The sequence below is a fragment of the Streptomyces sp. Go-475 genome, from assembly GCF_003330845.1.
Lineage (GTDB): Bacteria > Actinomycetota > Actinomycetes > Streptomycetales > Streptomycetaceae > Streptomyces.
In genome coordinates this window covers 2,071,483-2,089,676 of the sequence record NZ_CP026121.1, presented here as the reverse complement: position 1 = coordinate 2,089,676, position 18,194 = coordinate 2,071,483, and the positions used below count along the sequence as shown (strand labels likewise).

At 73.8% G+C, this 18,194-nt stretch carries 11 protein-coding genes; 3 read left to right on the top strand and 8 right to left on the bottom strand.

The genetic code is table 11. The features are described from left to right. Positions 1–48: 48 nt before the first annotated feature. Genes C1703_RS09570 through C1703_RS09545 form a run of 6 tightly spaced genes read right to left on the bottom strand, consistent with a single transcriptional unit; the run spans position 49 to position 6,927 of the window. The gene (locus C1703_RS09570; protein WP_114251502.1) at positions 49–861 is read right to left on the bottom strand and encodes a CoA ester lyase; all 813 of its coding nucleotides are present in this window, start codon (positions 859–861) and stop codon (positions 49–51) included. Continuing rightward, complete coding sequence (locus C1703_RS09565) at positions 858–2,057, bottom strand: CoA transferase (RefSeq protein ID WP_114251501.1); 1,200 nt, start codon at positions 2,055–2,057, stop codon at positions 858–860. Before C1703_RS09565 ends, C1703_RS09570 begins: the two co-directional genes overlap by 4 nt. Next, positions 2,054–3,493, bottom strand: coding sequence for an ADP-ribosylglycohydrolase family protein (locus tag C1703_RS09560; protein WP_114251500.1), 1,440 nt, complete (start codon positions 3,491–3,493; stop codon positions 2,054–2,056). The genes C1703_RS09565 and C1703_RS09560 overlap by 4 nt, the downstream gene beginning before the upstream one ends. After that, positions 3,481–4,650, bottom strand: a complete 1,170-nt coding sequence (locus tag C1703_RS09555; RefSeq protein WP_114251499.1) for an ADP-ribosylglycohydrolase family protein — start codon at positions 4,648–4,650, stop codon at positions 3,481–3,483. The genes C1703_RS09560 and C1703_RS09555 overlap by 13 nt, the downstream gene beginning before the upstream one ends. A 7-nt stretch (positions 4,651–4,657) precedes the next feature. Next, on the bottom strand, positions 4,658–5,866 hold the full coding sequence (locus tag C1703_RS09550) for an ADP-ribosylglycohydrolase family protein (protein WP_232840438.1): 1,209 nt from the start codon (positions 5,864–5,866) through the stop codon (positions 4,658–4,660). Next, positions 5,863–6,927, bottom strand: a complete 1,065-nt coding sequence (locus C1703_RS09545; RefSeq protein WP_114251498.1) for an ADP-ribosylglycohydrolase family protein — start codon at positions 6,925–6,927, stop codon at positions 5,863–5,865. Before C1703_RS09545 ends, C1703_RS09550 begins: the two co-directional genes overlap by 4 nt. A 228-nt stretch (positions 6,928–7,155) precedes the next feature. On the opposite strand from C1703_RS09545, the gene C1703_RS09540 reads away from it, so the two are divergent. From C1703_RS09540 to C1703_RS09530, 3 genes are all read left to right on the top strand, one after another. Continuing rightward, positions 7,156–7,887 (top strand): VIT1/CCC1 transporter family protein, encoded by a 732-nt coding sequence (locus C1703_RS09540; protein ID WP_114251497.1) that lies wholly within the window; start codon positions 7,156–7,158, stop codon positions 7,885–7,887. 383 nt (positions 7,888–8,270) lie between these two features. Then, positions 8,271–12,875, top strand: a complete 4,605-nt coding sequence (gene gltB, locus C1703_RS09535) for a glutamate synthase large subunit (RefSeq protein ID WP_114251496.1) — start codon at positions 8,271–8,273, stop codon at positions 12,873–12,875. Continuing rightward, complete coding sequence (locus C1703_RS09530; RefSeq protein WP_114251495.1) at positions 12,868–14,331, top strand: glutamate synthase subunit beta; 1,464 nt, start codon at positions 12,868–12,870, stop codon at positions 14,329–14,331. The genes gltB and C1703_RS09530 overlap by 8 nt, the downstream gene beginning before the upstream one ends. A gap of 122 nt (positions 14,332–14,453) precedes the next feature. On the opposite strand, the gene C1703_RS09525 is transcribed toward C1703_RS09530, so the two are convergent. Both C1703_RS09525 and C1703_RS09520 read right to left on the bottom strand, forming a co-directional pair. Beyond that, complete coding sequence (locus C1703_RS09525) at positions 14,454–15,464, bottom strand: ABC transporter ATP-binding protein (RefSeq protein WP_114251494.1); 1,011 nt, start codon at positions 15,462–15,464, stop codon at positions 14,454–14,456. Further along, entirely contained in the window at positions 15,461–18,193 is a 2,733-nt protein-coding gene (locus C1703_RS09520; protein ID WP_114251493.1) for an ABC transporter permease, read from the bottom strand. Before C1703_RS09520 ends, C1703_RS09525 begins: the two co-directional genes overlap by 4 nt. Position 18,194 lies beyond the last annotated feature (1 nt).

The following is an 18,194-nucleotide window of genomic DNA, read 5'->3' as shown; positions in this document are numbered from 1 at the left end:
CCGAGGGCGCCCGGCACGATCCGGGCGCCCTCGGCGCGTGTGGGGGTGTCAGCGGCGGCGGGCCAGGGACAGGGTGCGCTGGGCCGCCGTCACCACCGCCGCGTCGACGAAGCGGCCGTCCGGCAGGGCCTGCGCGCCCTGCTGTGTGGCGGCCGCCTTGAGGACCGTCTCGGCCCGCTCGATCTCCTCCTCGGTGGGCAGATAGGCCCGCTCGATCACCGGGAGCTGGCGGGGGTGGATCGCGGCGCGGCCCAGGAAGCCCAGGGCGCGGCCGTGCGCGCAGGACGCCGCCAGGCCCTCCAGGTCACGGGTGTCGGGGTGGACCGACTGCGGCGGTGGGGGCAGGCCCGCCGCCCGGGCCGCCACGATCACCCGGGAGCGGGCCCAGTCGAGGCCCGTGTCGTCGCGTACGCCCAGGTCGGCCCGGAGGTCCGCCTCGCCGAGCGCGATGCCGCGCAGATTCGGGTGGGCCGTGGCGACGGCGTACGCCTGTTCCACGGCGAGGGCCGTCTCCAGCAGGGCGTACAGCCCGGCGGCGGCCCGGGGTGCGACGCGGGTGATCTCGGCCGGGGAGGTCACCTTGGGCAGGCGCAGTCCGGACAGGCCCGGGGCCTTCGCGAGGGTGGCGATGTCCCGCTCGGCCCAGGGGCCGGCCAGGGCGTTGACGCGGACGTGGACCGGCACCGGCTGCGGGTCGGCGAGCAGGTCGGCGGTGGCGGCGCGGGCGTACTCCTTCCGGTCGGGGGCGACCGCGTCCTCCAGGTCGACGACGACGATGTCGGCGCCGCGGGTGAGGGCCTTCGCCACCAGGTCCGGGCGGTCGCCCGGGGCGTAGAGCCAGGTGAGCGGGAACGCCGTCACAGGGCGCCCTCCGCGCGCAGCGCCGTGAGGTCGGCCGGGGACAGGCCCAGCTCGGTGAGGACCTCGTCGGTGTCGGCGCCGTGCGGGCGGCCGGCCCAGCGGATCGCGCCGGGCGTGGCCGAGAGGCGGAAGAGGACGTTCTGCATGCGCAGGGGGCCCAGTTCCGGGTCGTCGACGGTGGTGATGGTGTTCAGGGCCTGGTACTGCGGGTCCGCCATCACGTCCCGGATGTCCTGCACCGGGGCCACCGCCGCCTCCGCCTTCTCGAAGGCCGCGAGGACGTCGGCGCGGCTGCGCTCGGCGATCCAGGAGCCGACGGCCTCGTCCAGGACGTCGGCGTGGCGGGCGCGGTCGGCGCCGGAGGCGAACCACGGCTCGTCGATCAGTTCGGGGCGGCCGACCAGGTGCATCACGCGCTCCGCGACCGACTGGGCGGAGGTGGAGACGGCGACCCAGGTGCCGTCCGCGGTGCGGTAGACGCCGCGCGGGGCGTTGTTGGGGGAGCGGTTGCCGGTGCGGGGCTGGACGTGGCCGAGCTGGTCGTACCAGAGGGGCTGGGGGCCGAGGACGGCCAGGATCGGCTCGATCAGGGCCATGTCGACGACCTGGCCCTCGCCCGTGCGGTCGCGGGAGGCGAGGGCCGTCATCACCGCGTACGCCGTCGTCAGGCCCGCGATGGCGTCGGCCAGGCCGAACGGCGGGAGCGTCGGGGGCGCGTCCGGTTCGCCGGTGATCGCGGCGAAGCCGCTCATCGCCTCGGCGAGAGTGCCGAAGCCGGGGCGGTGCGCGGAGGGGCCGAACTGGCCGAAGCCGGTGACGCGGGCCAGGACCAGGCGGGGGTTGGCGGCCGACAGCTCCGGCCAGCCCAGGTCCCACTTCTCCAGGGTGCCCGGGCGGAAGTTCTCGACGATCACGTCGGCGGTGGCGGCGAGGCGCAGCAGGGCGGTCCGGCCGCCGGGCTTCGACAGGTCCAGGGTGATGGTGCGCTTGTTGCGGCCGAGCATCTTCCACCACAGGCCCACGCCGTTCTTCGAGGGGCCGTGGCCGCGGGAGGGGTCCGGTTTCCTGGGGTGTTCGACCTTGATGACCTCCGCGCCGAAGTCGCCGAGCAGGGTGGCGGCCATCGGGCCGGCGAAGAGGGTGGCGAGGTCGAGGACGCGCAGGCCGGTGAGGGGCGCGGGCAGGGGCGCGGTCATGAGCGGTGGGTCTCCCGGTGGGTGAGGTGGGCGAGGGTGTCGAAGCCGATGCCGTTGAAGTCGCCGACGGAGGTGGACAGGCGGTTCTTCAGCGGGGCCGTCCAGCGGTCGGGGAGCGCCGCGGGGTGCCCGGCGAGCAGGCCGGCGACGCTGCCGGCCGTGGCGCCGTTGGAGTCGGTGTCCCAGCCGCCGCTCACCGCGCGGCAGACGGAGCCGGTGAAGTCGCCGTCGGCGTGGGTGAGGGCTGCGGCGATCAGGGCGGTGTTGGGCACGGCGTGCACCCAGTGGTGGCCGGCGGCGTGGGTGGCGTGGAGTGCGTCGACGACCGTGTCGAAGTCGGTGTGCTCGTGGGCCAGTTCGATGGCCTGGCGGACTGCCCGGGCGAGGCGGGAGCGCGGCGGGACGACCGTGAGGCCGGTGCGGAGGCAGGTGTGGACGTCGGCGGTGCCGGTCGCGGCCGTCGCGATGGCGGCCGCCGCGAACATCGCCGCGTAGACGCCGTTGGCGGTGTGGGTGAGGGTGGCGTCGCGGTGGGCCTGTTCGGCCGCGGCGGCCGGGTCGCCGGGGTTGGTCCAGCCGTGGACGTCGGCGCGGATCAGCGCGCCGATCCATTCCCGGAACGGGTTGCGGTGGCGGGCGGTGTGCGGGGGTTCCAGGCCGGTGAGGAGGTTGCGGTAGGCGACGCGCTCGGCCGTGAACGTGCGGCCGGCGGGGAGTTCGTCGAGCCAGACGCGGGCCACGTCCGTGGTGGTGAAGGCCTTGCCGTGGCGGTGCAGGAGGATCAGGTTGAGCAGGGGGTAGTTGAGGTCGTCGTCCTCGGGCATGCCGTCGATGTTCTCGGCGAGGGAGGTTTGTGCCGAGCGGCGGTTCCAGGGGTGTTGGGCGAGGAGGTCTTCTGGGACGCCTCGTGCGGTGAACCAGGTGGACAGGGGCCAGTTGCCGGTGGACTTGGCCAGTCGGCGGATGGCTTCGAGGGGGAGTTTTTCGACTGGTTTGCCTAGGAGGCAGCCGGTGGCTCTGCCCAGCCAGGCGGCTTCCAGGGGCTGGTGGGGTGTGGCTGGGGTGGGGGTGGGGTCGCTCGCCCGCGCCGGCGGGGTGCCGCTGCGCCCACCCGTGCCGCCCCAGCGGCACGACTGCCCGCAGCCAGGGCCAGGGGGCCAGTCCGGGCATGCCGCCCTGATCTTCTCCAGGTCCGTCGGTTCGTCGTCCGCCCACGCGCTCGGCAGGTCCGCCAGTTCGTCCAGCAGGTCTTCCGCCAGTTGGCGGAGGTAGCGGGACGTGGGGGTGGGGGACGCGCCTGCCGTGTCGGGAGCCTCCGGGCCGCCTGCCGCTTTCCAGCGGGCCGCGATCGCCTTGGGCTCGCGGCCGTCCTGGGTCGCCTGGCGGAGTTCGTGGCCGAGGAGGTCCTCCGGCTGGACCCAGGTCAGTCGGAGCATTCCTGGCCTCCGAGGGATGCGAAGGCCTGTTCGTGGGTGCGGCGGCGGGTCACGTCCCGGGCGAAGATCTCGCGCGCCACGGCGGTGAGCGTTGTCGCCGGTTCCCAGAGGTCCAGGCGGCTGGCCTCCGCCACGGCCTTGGCCCAGTCCTCCGGGACCGGGGAGCCCAGGGCACCGGCCAGGGCGCCGGCCATCGTGGCGATGGAGTCGCAGTCGCGGCCGTAGTTGACGGCGCCCAGGACCGCGTGGCGGAAGTCGCCCCGGGCCACGAGCAACATGCCCAGCGCGATGGGGAGTTCCTCGATCGCGTGCAGGCGGGACGGGCGGCGGGCTCCGAGAGACGGGGCGCGGTAGTCGGGGCCCACCGTGTCGTACGGGGCCACCGCCTCGCGCAACGGGCGCAGCGCCGATTCGAACTCCGTGTGGCGGGACGCCTCCTCGCAGACCCGTTCGATCGCGGTCCGGGTGCCGTCCTTCGCCAGGGAGAGGCACGTGGAGACGACCGAGTCCGGGGTGGCTCCGGGGGTGCAGGCGGCCGCCACCGCCGCGGCCAGGACGCCCGCCGCCTCACGGCCGTACGACGACTGGTGAGCGCCCGCGATGTCGAGGGCCTCGGCGTACGCCGCCGACGGGTTGGCCGCGTTGACGAGGCCGACCGGGGCCATGTACATCGCCGCGCCGCAGTTGACGACGTTGCCGGTGCCGGCCTCGCGCGGGTCGGCATGGCCGTAGTGGATCCTCGTGACCAGCCATTTCTCCGCCAGGAAGATGCGGTGCAGGGGGAGTGCCTCGGTCTCCAGTTCCGGGATCCAGCGGGGCTCGGTCATCAGGTCGGGGACCAGGTGGTCGGCGATGGCGTAGGCGTCGAGGTGGTCGCGGACCCGGGCGTAGACGCGGACCAGGGCGTGCGTCATCAAGGTGTCGTCGGTGACGTGGCCGTCGCCCTTGTGGTACGGGGCGAGGGGGCGGGCGGTGCGCCAGTCGTCGCCGTGCCAGGGGCCGACGATGCCGTGGACGCGGCCGCCGTGGCGTTCGAGGATCTGCTCGGGCGCGTAGCCCTCGACGGGGCCGCCGAGGGCGTCGCCGACGGCCGCGCCGACCAGGGCGCCGGTGATCCGCTCGTCCAGTGTGGCGTTTTGGTGGGGTTTGGGCTGCATGGCCGCATCATCCACCCGGGCGGGCCGGTTGTGCGGCTTCCAGGAGTCCGGCGAGTTCCACGAGGTCGGTGCCGGTGAGGCGGGGCAGGACGCAGCCGGAGAGGGTGCGGCAGGCGTCCCGCCAGGGCGTCGGGATCGACGCGCTGCCGCCGAGGGCGCCGGTGAGGGCGCCCGCCAGGGCCGGGGCGGAGTCCGCGACGCGGGAGAGGCAGGCCGCGGCCGGGACCGCCTCGGTGATGCGGCCGCGGGCGGCGGTGGCCAGGGCGAGGGCGACCGGGACCGTTTCGGCGGCGGCGATGCCGTAGCTGTAGACGTGGTCGACGATCTGGTGCTCCAGGGGCGGGACCAGGGCGAAGGCGCTGTCCGCCGCGGCGGCGAGCCGCAGGGCGTGCCGGGCGTTGCGGCCGATCTCCGTCTCCTCGGGGAGTTCGGCGAGCGCTGCCGTGACGCAGGCGTCGACGTGCGCGCCGGCCAGGGCGAGGGCGAGGGCCGCCGCCATCGCGCGGGCGCCGTGGACGCCGTCGCCGTCCTGGGTGTAGCGGGCGTCGAACTCGGCGAGGTCGGCGGCGCGCCGGGGGTCGCCCGGGTGGGCCACGGCCAGGACGCAGGCGCGGACGCAGGCGGCGTCGTCGAAGTAGTGGGGGTTGTCGTGGCCGGTGGCGGGCGGGCGCAGGCCGGTGGCGAGGTTGCCGAGGCCGGCGCGGACGGAGATGCGGGCGCGCAGGGGAAGGACGGCGGACTCGATCTCGGGCGCGCGGTCCGCCGCCGCGGCGACCTCACTGGCGACGGCGTTCCAGGTGAGGTCGATCGCGGCTCGGATGCGGCGGTCCCGGCTGAGGTCGTTCAGGACGGTGTCGTCGCCGGCGCGGAGGAGGGCTTCGGCGGCGAAGGCGGCCCATTCGGCGTCGTCGGAGGGGCCGAGGCGGAGGGGTTCGGGGGGTTGGTTCAGGGCGATGGGGACGGGGAGGGTGGTCGTCGCGTTGTGCTCGGCGAAGGTGTCGAGTTCGCGGGTGAGGCGGCGGGTCCAGTCGGGCATGCGGGCGGCCCGGTGGCGGGCGGCGGGCCAGCCTGCGGCGTCGCCGGCGGCCAGGCCCAGCAGGAGGCCTTCGGCCTTCTTTTCTCCCCCCAGCGCACCGCCCGTAACTGTCTCCCGAGGGGTCCTGGTCTCCCGTGGGACGCCTTCGCCGTCGGCGGCTTCCGGTACGTGGGTCTTCATGAGGCAGGCTCCGTTCCGTCGCCCGCCGCCAGGGCGAAGTCCGTCGGGGTCGGTTCCGGGTGGGGTGCCGCCGGGGTCAGGAGGTCCGCCACGTCCAGGACGTGGTGGCCCGCCATCGCCGGGAGGCAGGAGCCCCGGGCGGGGGTGATGGCCGAGGCCCAGTCCGCCGGGATCGCCGACACCGTCCCGGTCGCGCCCGCCAGCGCGCCCGCCACCGCCGCCGTCGTGTCCGCGTCGCGGCCCATGTTCACCGCGGTCAGGACGGACTGCTCGAAGTCGCCGTCGGCCGCCGCGTACGCGCCGAAGGCGAGGGCGACCGCCTCGGGGGCCAGGTCGGTCCAGGGGTAGCCGCCGATGACGACCGCGGAGCGGACCGCGCGTTCGCCGTGGTGGGCCACCGCCACCGCGCGGCGCAGGCAGCGGGCCGTCCAGGAGTCGTCGGGCACGACCGCCAGGGCGGCGGCCACGACCGCGATCGGCGGGGCCCCGGCCATCGCCGCCGCCACGCCCGCCGCCACCGCCTGGCCGCCGTAGATGCCCTCGCCGTCGTGGCTCACCGAACCGTCGATCGCGACCAGCCGGGCCGCCTCCGCCGGGCGGCCCGCCGCGAACACCCCGAAGGGGGCCGCGCGCATGGCCAGGCCGTCGCTCCAGGCGTGCCGGTGCTGGGCGGAGATGGGGGCGGCCAGGCCCCGGCGCAGGTTCTCCAGCGTGCCGCGTTCGCTGAACCCGGCGCCCCGGAAGGGGCCCTCCTCGCGGTCGGCGATCAGCTCGTGCCAGGCCGCCTCCACATGGGCCGGGGTGAGGGCGGAGCCGTGCCGGGCCAGGAGGAGGCCGGAGAAGATCGCGTACTCGGTGTCGTCCGTGCCGGCGGGCGTCTCGGCCACGTAGCCGGTGATGCGGCCCCACCGCGCGCGGATCTCGGACGGCTTCAGGTTCTCGGCGGGCGCCCCGAGGGCGTCACCGACGGCCAGGCCCAGCAGCGCGCCCCGGGCCCGTGCGCGGAGTCCGGCGGCGTCCCCGGGCGCCGGGACGGAGGGGATGCAGGCGATCGATGCCATACGGCATGTGTCCCACCGCGACCAACCCGGCGAGCCTCACGAGCCACAGCATCACCCGGTCGACATCTGCGCGAGGTGATGATCAAGTGAGCGGAAAACGGCAAAACCGCAGGTTAGCGCAGCCTTTCCTTGCTGGCGGCGGCGAAATCCAGGGCGTAGTTTGTGTGTTGTAAAACTCTGGAACTTGTCCAAAGTAGCTGGTTCGACATAGGGGAGCGGGGTTCTTCCATGGCCATCATCGAGACCGAGGCGGCGCTGCACGAGGCGCACCGGGACAACCACACCCACCGGGACGTGAACGGCGGCTGGCTGCGTCCCGCGGTGTTCGGAGCGATGGACGGCCTCGTCTCCAACCTGGCCCTGATGACCGGCGTCGCGGGCGGGTCGGTCGGCCAGCACACCGTCGTCCTCAGCGGACTGGCCGGCCTGGCCGCCGGCGCCTTCTCCATGGCCGCCGGCGAGTACACCTCCGTCGCCTCGCAGCGCGAGCTGGTCGAGGCCGAGCTGGACGTGGAGCGGCGCGAGCTGCGCAAGCACCCGCAGTGCGAGCAGGCCGAGCTCGCCGCGCTCTACCGGGCGCGCGGGGTCGAGCCGCGGCTGGCCGACGAGGTCGCCCGGCAGCTGTCGAAGGACCCCGAGCAGGCGCTGGAGATCCACGCCCGGGAGGAGCTGGGCATCGACCCCGGCGATCTGCCCTCGCCGACCGTCGCCGCGGTGTCGAGCTTCGGCTCCTTCGCGCTCGGCGCGCTGATCCCCGTACTGCCCTATCTGCTGGGCGCGAGCAGCATCTGGCCGGCCGTGCTGCTGGCGCTGCTGGGGCTGTTCCTGTGCGGTGCGGTGGTGGCCAAGGTGACGGCCCGGACCTGGTGGTACAGCGGGCTGCGGCAGCTGCTCCTGGGTGGTGCGGCGGCCGGTGTGACGTACGCCCTGGGCACCTTGTTCGGAACGGCCGTAGGATAGCGCGGCTCGGGCTTATGCATGGGGCCGCATAAGTAACCGTTACTCGCTGGTTTCGAATGCGCAACCACCGGGCATGAGCCGTAAGCGCTGCGGGCAATGAGGCCCGCCGCGTGCCCCAGCGGGGCGGGCGAAGGCGCCTGCCCCCGCCCCAGGGCCCGACGGACATCGATCTCACCCGGTCGTTCCGTACAGGCCCCCCATAGCTTCCACCGTCGGTGCGGTACCCCCGCCGCGAGCCGCCGGTGTCCGCATGTTGGAACGGACTATCCCGCTTCCCGAGAACCGCTCCATCATGTAACCTGCACGAAATTTTGCGATCACGCGAGGGCCAACGTCGTCCCTCGGCACCTTGCATATGCCACATGACGACGACGGGAGAGCCGATGCGTACGCCGCGCCAGCCGTCCCAGCATTCCGCGAATGGCCAGAACTGGTCCTTCATGGATGCTCGCCCTGCTGCGCAGGGTATGTACGACCCCCGCAACGAGCACGACGCCTGCGGCGTCGGCTTCGTCGCCACCCTCACCGGCGAGGCGTCCCACACCCTGGTCGAGCAGGCTCTGACCGTCCTGCGCAACCTCGAACACCGCGGTGCCACCGGCTCCGAGCCCGACTCGGGCGACGGCGCCGGCATCCTGTCGCAGGTCCCGGACGCCTTCTTCCGTGACGTGGCCGGATTCCAGCTGCCCGAGGCCGGCGGATACGCCGTCGGCATCGCCTTCCTGCCGGAGGACTCCACCGCCGACGCCGTCTCGCAGATCGAGACGATCGCGGCCGACGAGGGCCTGACCGTCCTCGGCTGGCGCGAGGTGCCGGTCGCGCCCCAACTGCTCGGTGCCACCGCCCGGTCGACCATGCCGGTCTTCCGCCAGATCTTCGTCGCCGACGGCGCGGACGTGCCCGCCACGGGCATCGCCCTCGACCGCAAGGCCTTCGTGCTGCGCAAGCGCGCCGAGCGCGAGGCCGGCGTGTACTTCCCGTCGCTGTCCGCGCGGACCATCGTCTACAAGGGCATGCTGACGACCGGTCAGCTGGAGCCCTTCTTCCCGGACCTGTCCGACCGCCGCTTCGCCTCCGCGATCGCGCTCGTGCACTCCCGGTTCTCGACGAACACGTTCCCGTCGTGGCCGCTGGCCCACCCGTACCGCTTCGTCGCGCACAACGGTGAGATCAACACCGTCAAGGGCAACCGCAACTGGATGGCGGCCCGCGAGTCCCAGATCGTCTCCGACCTGTTCGGCGGCCAGGACGAGATCGACCGGATCTTCCCGATCTGCACGCCCGACGCCTCCGACTCCGCCTCCTTCGACGAGGTCCTGGAGCTGCTGCACCTGGGCGGCCGCTCCCTGCCGCACTCCGTGCTGATGATGATCCCGGAGGCGTGGGAGAACCACGACTCCATGGACCCGGCCCGGCGCGCCTTCTACCAGTTCCACTCCACGATGATGGAGCCCTGGGACGGCCCGGCCTGTGTCACCTTCACCGACGGCACCCAGGTCGGCGCGGTCCTCGACCGCAACGGCCTGCGCCCCGGCCGCTACTGGGTCACCGACGACGGCCTGGTCGTCCTCGGCTCCGAGGTCGGCGTCCTGGACATCGACCCGGCCAAGGTCGTCCGCAAGGGCCGCCTGCAGCCCGGCCGCATGTTCCTCGTGGACACCGCCGAGCACCGCATCATCGAGGACGACGAGATCAAGGCCGAGCTCGCCGCCGCGAACCCGTACGCGGAGTGGCTGGAGGCCGGCGAGATCGAGCTGTCCGACCTGCCCGAGCGCGAGCACATCGTCCACACCCACGCCTCGGTCACCCGCCGCCAGCAGACCTTCGGGTACACCGAGGAGGAGCTGCGTGTCATCCTCGCGCCGATGGCCAAGGCCGGTGCCGAGCCGATCGGCTCGATGGGCACCGACTCGCCGATCGCCGCGCTGTCGGACCGCCCGCGCCTGCTCTTCGACTACTTCACGCAGCTGTTCGCGCAGGTCACCAACCCGCCGCTGGACGCCATCCGGGAGGAGCTGGTCACCTCCCTGCGCTCCTCGCTGGGCCCGCAGGGCAACCTGCTCGACCCGAACGCGGCCTCCTGCCGCAGCGTCGTGCTGCCCTTCCCGGTCATCGACAACGACGAGCTGGCCAAGCTCATCCACATCAACGCCGACGGCGACATGCCCGGCTTCAAGGCCGCGACCCTCTCCGGCCTGTACCGGGTGCACGGCGGCGGTGACGCCCTGGCCGCCCGCATCGAGGAGATCTGCGCCGAGGCCGACGCCGCCATCGAGAACGGCGCCCGCCTGATCGTCCTGTCGGACCGGCACTCCGACGCCGAGCACGCGCCGATCCCGTCGCTGCTGCTCACCGCGGCCGTCCACCACCACCTCATCCGCACCAAGCAGCGCACCCAGGTGGGCCTGCTGGTCGAGGCCGGTGACGTCCGCGAGGTCCACCACGTCGCCCTGCTCATCGGCTACGGCGCCGCCGCGGTCAACCCGTACCTGGCGATGGAGTCCGTCGAGGACCTGGTCCGCGCCGGCACCTTCCTGCCCGGCATCGAGCCCGAGAAGGCCATCCGCAACCTCATCTACGCCCTCGGCAAGGGCGTGCTGAAGGTCATGTCCAAGATGGGCATCTCGACCGTCGCCTCCTACCGCGGCGCCCAGGTCTTCGAGGCCGTCGGTCTCGACGAGGCCTTCGTCGACAAGTACTTCAACGGCACGGCCACCAAGATCGGCGGCGTCGGCATCGACGTCATCGCCAAGGAGGTCGCCGCCCGGCACGCCAAGGCCTACCCGGCCTCCGGCATCGCCCCGGCGCACCGCGCGCTGGAGATAGGCGGCGAGTACCAGTGGCGCCGCGAGGGCGAGCCGCACCTGTTCGACCCGGAGACGGTCTTCCGCCTCCAGCACTCCACGCGCTCCGGCCGGTACGACATCTTCAAGAAGTACACCGAGCGCGTGAACGAGCAGTCCGAGCGGCTGATGACGCTGCGCGGCCTGTTCGGCTTCAAGTCGGACCGGCAGCCGATCTCCATCGACGAGGTCGAGCCCGTCTCCGAGATCGTCAAGCGCTTCTCCACCGGCGCCATGTCGTACGGCTCCATCTCCCAGGAGGCGCACGAGACCCTCGCCATCGCCATGAACCAGCTGGGCGGCAAGTCCAACACCGGTGAGGGCGGCGAGGACCCGGAGCGCCTGTACGACCCGGCCCGCCGGTCCTCCATCAAGCAGGTCGCCTCCGGCCGCTTCGGCGTGACCTCCGAGTACCTGGTCAACTCCGACGACATCCAGATCAAGATGGCCCAGGGCGCCAAGCCCGGCGAGGGCGGCCAGCTGCCCGGCCACAAGGTGTACCCGTGGGTCGCCAAGACACGTCACTCGACGCCCGGCGTGGGCCTGATCTCCCCGCCGCCGCACCACGACATCTACTCCATCGAGGACCTGGCCCAGCTGATCCACGACCTGAAGAACGCGAACCCGCAGGCGCGGATTCACGTCAAGCTGGTCTCGGAGGTCGGCGTCGGCACGGTCGCGGCGGGTGTGTCCAAGGCGCACGCGGACGTCGTGCTCATCTCCGGCCACGACGGCGGTACGGGTGCCTCCCCGCTCACCTCGCTGAAGCACGCCGGTGGCCCCTGGGAGCTGGGCCTCGCCGAGACCCAGCAGACGCTGCTGCTCAACGGCCTGCGCGACCGCATCGTCGTGCAGACCGACGGCCAGCTGAAGACCGGCCGTGACGTGGTCATCGCCGCGCTGCTCGGCGCCGAGGAGTTCGGTTTCGCGACCGCGCCGCTCGTCGTCTCCGGCTGCGTCATGATGCGCGTCTGCCACCTGGACACCTGCCCGGTCGGCATCGCCACGCAGAACCCGGTGCTGCGCGAGCGCTACTCCGGCAAGGCCGAGTACGTCGTGAACTTCTTCCAGTACATCGCCGAAGAGGTCCGCGAGATCCTCGCCGAGCTGGGCTTCCGCTCCATCGAGGAGGCCGTCGGCCACGCCGAGGCCCTCGACGTCACCCGCGCCGTCGACCACTGGAAGGCCCAGGGCCTGAACCTGGAGCCGCTGTTCCACGTGCCCGAGCTGCCCGAGGGCGCGGTGCGCCACCAGATCGTCGCGCAGGACCACGGCCTGGAGAAGGCGCTCGACAACCAGCTGATCAAGCTGGCGGCGGACGCCCTGGCCGCCTCGGACGCCACCGAGGCCCAGCCGGTCCGCGCCCAGGTGGAGATCCGCAACATCAACCGCACGGTCGGCACCATGCTCGGCCACGAGGTGACGAAGAAGTTCGGCGGCGCGGGCCTGCCCGACGACACCATCGACATCACCTTCACCGGCTCCGCCGGCCAGTCCTTCGGCGCGTTCGTGCCGCGCGGCGTCACGCTGCGCCTGGAGGGCGACGCCAACGACTACGTCGGCAAGGGCCTCTCGGGCGGCCGGATCATCGTCCGCCCGGACCGCGCGGCCGACCACCTCGCCGAGTACAGCGTCATCGCCGGCAACACCATCGGCTACGGCGCCACCGGCGGCGAGATGTTCCTGCGCGGCAAGACCGGTGAGCGGTTCTGCGTCCGCAACTCCGGCGCGACGGTCGTCTCCGAGGGCGTGGGCGACCACGGCTGCGAGTACATGACCGGCGGCCACGCGGTGGTGCTCGGCGAGACGGGCCGCAACTTCGCGGCCGGCATGTCCGGCGGTATCGCCTACGTGATCGACCTCGACCGGGACAACGTCAACGTCGGCAACGTGGACGCGATCGAGGCGTTGGACGACACCGACAAGCAGTGGCTGCACGACGTGGTCCGCCGCCACCAGGAGGAGACGGGCTCCACCGTCGCAGAGAAGCTCCTGGCCGAGTGGGACACAGCCGTCGAGCGCTTCAGCAAGATCATCCCCAGCACGTACAAGGCAGTGCTCGCCGCCAAGGACGCCGCCGAGCGAGCCGGTCTCTCCGAGACCGAGACCCACGAGAAGATGATGGAGGCGGCGATCAATGGCTGACCCGAAGGGCTTCCTGAACCACGGGCGCGAGGTCGCCAAGTCCCGCCCCGTCGAAGAGCGCGTCAAGGACTGGAACGAGGTCTACGTCCCCGGCTCCCTGCTGCCGATCATCAGCAAGCAGGCCAGCCGCTGCATGGACTGCGGCATCCCGTTCTGCCACAACGGCTGCCCGCTGGGGAACCTCATCCCCGAGTGGAACGACTACGCCTACCGCGAGGACTGGGGCGCGGCGTCGGAGCGGCTGCACGCGACGAACAACTTCCCGGAGTTCACGGGCCGGCTGTGCCCCGCTCCCTGTGAGTCGGCGTGTGTGCTCGGCATCAACCAGCCGCCGGTCACCATCAAGAACGTCGAGGTCTCGATCATCGACAAGGCGTGGGAGACCGGGGACGTCGCCCCGCAGATCCCGGAGCGCCTGTCGGGCAAGACCGTCGCGGTCGTCGGCTCGGGCCCGGCGGGCCTCGCCGCCGCCCAGCAGCTGACCCGGGCCGGCCACACCGTCGCCGTCTACGAGCGCGCGGACCGCATCGGAGGCCTCCTCCGCTACGGCATCCCCGAGTTCAAGATGGAGAAGCGGCACATCAACCGCCGCATCGAGCAGATGCGCGCGGAGGGCACCCGCTTCCGCACCGGTATCGAGATCGGCCGCGACCTCAAGGCGACCGACCTGAAGAAGCGGTACGACGCGGTCGTCCTGGCCGTCGGCGCGACGACCGCCCGCGACCTGCCGGTGCCCGGCCGTGAGCTCAAGGGCATCTACCAGGCGATGGAGTACCTGCCGCTGGCCAACAAGGTGCAGGAGGGCGACTTCGTGGCGCCCCCCATCTCGGCCGAGGGCAAGCACGTCGTGGTCATCGGCGGCGGCGACACCGGCGCGGACTGCGTGGGCACCGCCCACCGCCAGGGCGCGGCCTCCGTGACGCAGCTGGAGATCATGCCCCGCCCGAACGACGAGCGGCACCCGATCAACCAGCCCTGGCCGACCTTCCCCATGCTGTACAAGGTCACCTCGGCCCACGAGGAGGGCGGCGAGCGCGTCTACTCCGTCTCGACGACCCACTTCGAGGGCGACGAGGACGGCAACGTCCAGTGGCTGCACCTCACCGAGGTGGAGTTCGTCGACGGCAAGCTGACCCAGAAGCCGGGCACCGAGCGCAAGATCCCCGCCCAGCTGGTGACGCTGGCCATGGGCTTCACCGGCACCGACCGGGAGAACGGCCTGGTCGAGCAGTTCGGCCTGGAGCTGGACGAGCGCGGCAACATCGCCCGCGACGCCGACTTCCAGACCAACGTGCCGGGCGTGTTCGTCGCCGGTGACGCGGGCCGCGGCCAGTCGCTCATCGTGTGGGCGATCGCCGAGGGCCGTTCGGCGGCGCGCGGGGTGGACCGCCACCTCACGGGCGCCAGCGAGCTGCCGGCGCCGATCCGCCCGACGGACCGGGCCCTGATGGTCTGACAGTCGGTCCGCACAGACGTCCCGTACAACGGCGTACGGAACACAGACGGCGCCTGCCCCTTGTCCCCGACCGGACGAACGGGCAGGCGCCGTCGCCTGTCCTCAGCCGTGCCTGTCCGTTCTCAGCCGTGCCGGTCCTCGGTGCCGTGCCTGTCCACGGTGCCGCCCCCGTCCTCGGTGCCGTGACCGTCCGGCCACACCTGGACGTGGTCCTCCTCCAGTTCCAGCAGCACCCGGTCCCGCATGCCCAGGGCCGCCGTGTACTCGGCCGGCAGCTGCAGGCGGCCCGCGCGGTCGAGCATCGCGTACTCGCGCGCCACCAGGGACTCCCGGCCCGTCTCGTCGACCTCCGTGCGACGCAGTACCTCCGTGGAGGTGCGGCCGTCGCGGATCGCGACCGTGCGGCGGACCTCGCCGGACACCGCCTGGTCGTGCGTGACGATGACGATCGTCGTGCCCAGTTCCTCGTTGGCCCGGCGGAACGCCGCGAAGACCTGCTGCCCGGTCGCCGAGTCCAGCTCACCCGTCGGCTCGTCGGCGAGCAGGACGGCGGGGGCGTTGGCGAGGGCGACGGCGATCGCGACGCGCTGCTGCTGGCCGCCGGACATCTGCCGCGGCCGCCGGTCCCGGCAGTCGGCGACCCCCAGCAGGGAGAGCAGCTCGTCCGCCCGTCCGGCCCGTTCCCGCCGGGAGCGGCCCGCCAACTGCATGGGCAGCGCCACGTTCTGCACCGCCGTCAGATACGGCAGCAGATTGCGGGCCGTCTGCTGCCAGACGAAACCGACCACCTCGCGCCGGTACCGCAACCGCGCCTTGGCGTCCATCGCCAGCAGATCGTGACCCGCGACCTTCGCGGCGCCGGCCGTGGGCACGTCCAGGCCCGCGAGGATGCTCATCAGCGTCGACTTGCCGCTGCCGGACGCCCCCACCAGCGCCATCAACTCGCCCTCGCGCACCAGCAGATCGAGCCCCTGGAGCGCCTGCACCTCCACGGCGTCCCCGCCGCCGCGCTTGGCGAAGATCCGCACCAGGCGGTCGCAGGCGATCAGGGCGTCGTGCCCGTACGCCGGCCGGTCGCGGTGGTGCGCCGCCCGCCGCTCCAGCTCCGCGAGCGACTCCGTCGTACCGCTCATCGCATGTCTCCTGCCCTGAGGTGAGTGATCGGTGTCCGGCGCCCCGCCCACCAGGCCTGTGCGACGGCCACCGCCCCCGCCAGCAGCACCGTGACCGCGGCCGGCAGGGCCAGGGACCACACGTCGGCCCGCAGCACGGCACCGCCCGGCAGGGTGCCGCCGGACGCGCCGGCCAGGGCGAGCCGGTCCAGGTCGACGCCGGGGGCGAGCAGCCGTACCGTGGCCCAGCCGACGGCCATGCCCCCGCCGGCCGCCAGGACCGCCTGGGGCAGCGCCTCCAGGCCGAGCAGCCGGCGCCCCTGGCGGGTCGTCAGACCCAGGGCGCGCAGCCGGGCCAGCAGCGCGGCCCGTTCCGGCGCGGACCGCAGCATGGCGAGCACCAGGGCGAGCACGGCGTACCCCGCACCCGCGGCCACGGCCCAGACGTAGATCCGCTCGGCGCCCTGCTGCAGCGGCGAGTCGGACAGCGCCGCCCGCTCCTCGCCGCGCAGGGTCACGGAGACGCCGGAGCCGGTGTCGCGCACGGCCGCCCGCAGCGCCTTCGCGTCGAGTCCGGCACCGGCCGCCAGCAGGGTCGTGGGAGCGCCGGAGCCCTTCAGGCCCGCCGCGTCGACCAGCAGGAACTCGCCCTGGGTGACGGCCGGGGTGCGGGGGCGGACGGCGGTGATCCGTACCGTGACGGGCCCGCCCTCCGTGACGATCCGGCGCGGCGCCCGCCCGAGCCGCTCCGCGACCTCGGGGGACGCGACGGCGTCCAGCACCCCGCCCCGGGCGCCCAGCAGGCCGGCCCGGAAGCCCCCGAGCCCCGTCCGCCGGGCCACCTCCGCGTACGTCTCCGGCTCGACCCCGACCACGGCCAGCGACGGCGTCTCGTCGGAGGGCCGCTCCGCGGCGAACCCGACCCGCACGGCCGTGACCTGCCGTACGCCCGCCACACCCCGTACCGCCCCCGCCAGTCCGGCCGGGAGCGGGGTGCCGTCGGTCGTCTCCAGACGCGCGTCCGCGCCCGTCTCCAGCAGCGCGGCCCGGTCCCGGGCGTCGGCCACGCCGGTCAGCACGGACCCTCCGAACGCGGCCGTCGTCAGGGCGGTCAGCAGGGCGAGCAGGGGCAGCACCGCGACCGTCGCCGGGGAGCGGCCCGCGCGGGCCAGCGACAGGAACCCGACCAGGCCGCGCAGCCGCCCGGCCGGGCCGGCGGCCCACCGCAGCGGCAGCGGGTACAGCCGTACCAGGACCAGCGCGGCGACCACCCCGACGAGCACCGGGGCCGCGCTCGCCAGCAGATCGGCCGGCCCCTCCGTGCCGCGGCGGCGCAGCGCCGCCACCGAGCCGGCGGCCAGCACCAGCACGGTCAGTTCGGCGACCGTGCGGCGCCCGCCGGGCCTGGCGTGGGCGAGGTCGTCGCGCTCCCGGTGCGCCCGCGGCCTGCGCTGCGCCACGACCGCGCGCACCGGCAGCACGGCACACGCGAGCAGCGCCACGGCGCCCGCCCCGAGCACGGCGGGCAGGGCCCGGCCCTCGTCCACCACGAGCAGGGCGAGCAGCAGACCGCAGGCCGCCGCGGGCACCGCCGGCACCGCGGTCTCGGCCAGCAGCCGCCCGCCGATGCCGCGCAGGGACCCGCCCCGGGCCCGCAGCAGGGCGAGTTCGTCGTCGCGGCGGGCGGCGGCCAGGCCACCGGCCATGACCAGGACGACGACGGCGACCGCGGCGATCCCGAAGGCCGCGACGGCGACCACGGGCGTGATCGCCTCCCGCGTCTCCGCGTAGCCGCCGACCACCTGCTCCAGACCGGTGGACAACTGCGCCGTCGGACCGGCGGCCCCCCGCATCCGCACCAGCCCGGGCCCGTCCTCCAGGGACGCCACGGCCGCGCCGAGCGCCGAGGCGTCCGCCCCGGTGAGCCGCCCGGTCGCCGGCGCGAACCGCCAGTACTTCTCCGGCTCCCCCTGACCGCCCAGCAGCGCCGGCGCGGCCCCGGGCGCCAGCAGGACGCCCGCCTCCCAGTAGAACTGCGGCGGGCGGCCGTTGTTGCTCTGCAGGGCCGGCGTACGCAGCACAGGCTCCGCGGACCAGTAACTTCCCTGCGGGTGCCGGGGTTCGAGGACGCCGGTGATCCGCACGGTCAGCGGCCCGTCCGGGAAGCCGGACAGGCTGAGCGTGGAACCGGCCCGCAGCCGCAGCGTGCGGGCGGTCTCGGTGGTCACGGCACCCTCCACCGACCTGGTGTCCACGCTCACCGCCCCGGCGGTGGGCAGCCGTCCCTCCCGCACGGTGGCGTGCCCGGCCGCTCCCGACTGCGCGAGCAGCGTGAACCGCGGCGGCAGCCCGTCCGGCCGGGGCAGCGAGGCGTCCAGTCCCTCCAGGCTCCTGCCGGTCCGCACCCCGTACGCCGACTCGGCCGGGTCCGCCCGCAGCGGCCCGGGCAGCAGCGCCCGCGCCCGGGCGTCGACCGCCGCGAGCGCCTGAGGCCGGACCGCGTCCGCCCGGGCCTCCTCGCTCTGTTCGAGACCGGGCTGCGGCGACTTCAGCTCCAGCACGGTGGACTCGGGGGAGGCCTCGGTGACGGCCGCGCGCAGCCCGTCCGTCTCGTACGCCTCGACGGCCCGGGGCAGGACGGCCGCCAGGAACGCCGTGACCAGCACCAGCACGCCGAAGGCGATCGCGGACCAGGGCGCGGTCCGCAGCCGCGTCCGCACCCATGGCGCGCCCTCTGTGTTCGGCCGCATC

What these genes read in the sequence shown, in the direction of transcription:
- C1703_RS09565 (WP_114251501.1), bottom strand. Translation starts at nt 2,057, where the DNA reads ATGACCGCGCCCCTGCCCGCGCCCCTCACCGGCCTGCGCGTCCTCGAC.
- C1703_RS09560 (WP_114251500.1), bottom strand. Translation starts at nt 3,493, where the DNA reads ATGCTCCGACTGACCTGGGTCCAGCCGGAGGACCTCCTCGGCCACGAA.
- C1703_RS09555 (WP_114251499.1), bottom strand. Translation starts at nt 4,650, where the DNA reads ATGCAGCCCAAACCCCACCAAAACGCCACACTGGACGAGCGGATCACC.
- C1703_RS09550 (WP_232840438.1), bottom strand. Translation starts at nt 5,866, where the DNA reads ATGAAGACCCACGTACCGGAAGCCGCCGACGGCGAAGGCGTCCCACGG.
- C1703_RS09545 (WP_114251498.1), bottom strand. Translation starts at nt 6,927, where the DNA reads ATGGCATCGATCGCCTGCATCCCCTCCGTCCCGGCGCCCGGGGACGCC.
- C1703_RS09540 (WP_114251497.1), top strand. Translation starts at nt 7,156, where the DNA reads ATGGCCATCATCGAGACCGAGGCGGCGCTGCACGAGGCGCACCGGGAC.
- gltB (WP_114251496.1), top strand. Translation starts at nt 8,271, where the DNA reads ATGCGTACGCCGCGCCAGCCGTCCCAGCATTCCGCGAATGGCCAGAAC.
- C1703_RS09530 (WP_114251495.1), top strand. Translation starts at nt 12,868, where the DNA reads ATGGCTGACCCGAAGGGCTTCCTGAACCACGGGCGCGAGGTCGCCAAG.
- C1703_RS09525 (WP_114251494.1), bottom strand. Translation starts at nt 15,464, where the DNA reads ATGAGCGGTACGACGGAGTCGCTCGCGGAGCTGGAGCGGCGGGCGGCG.
- C1703_RS09520 (WP_114251493.1), bottom strand. Translation starts at nt 18,193, where the DNA reads ATGCGGCCGAACACAGAGGGCGCGCCATGGGTGCGGACGCGGCTGCGG.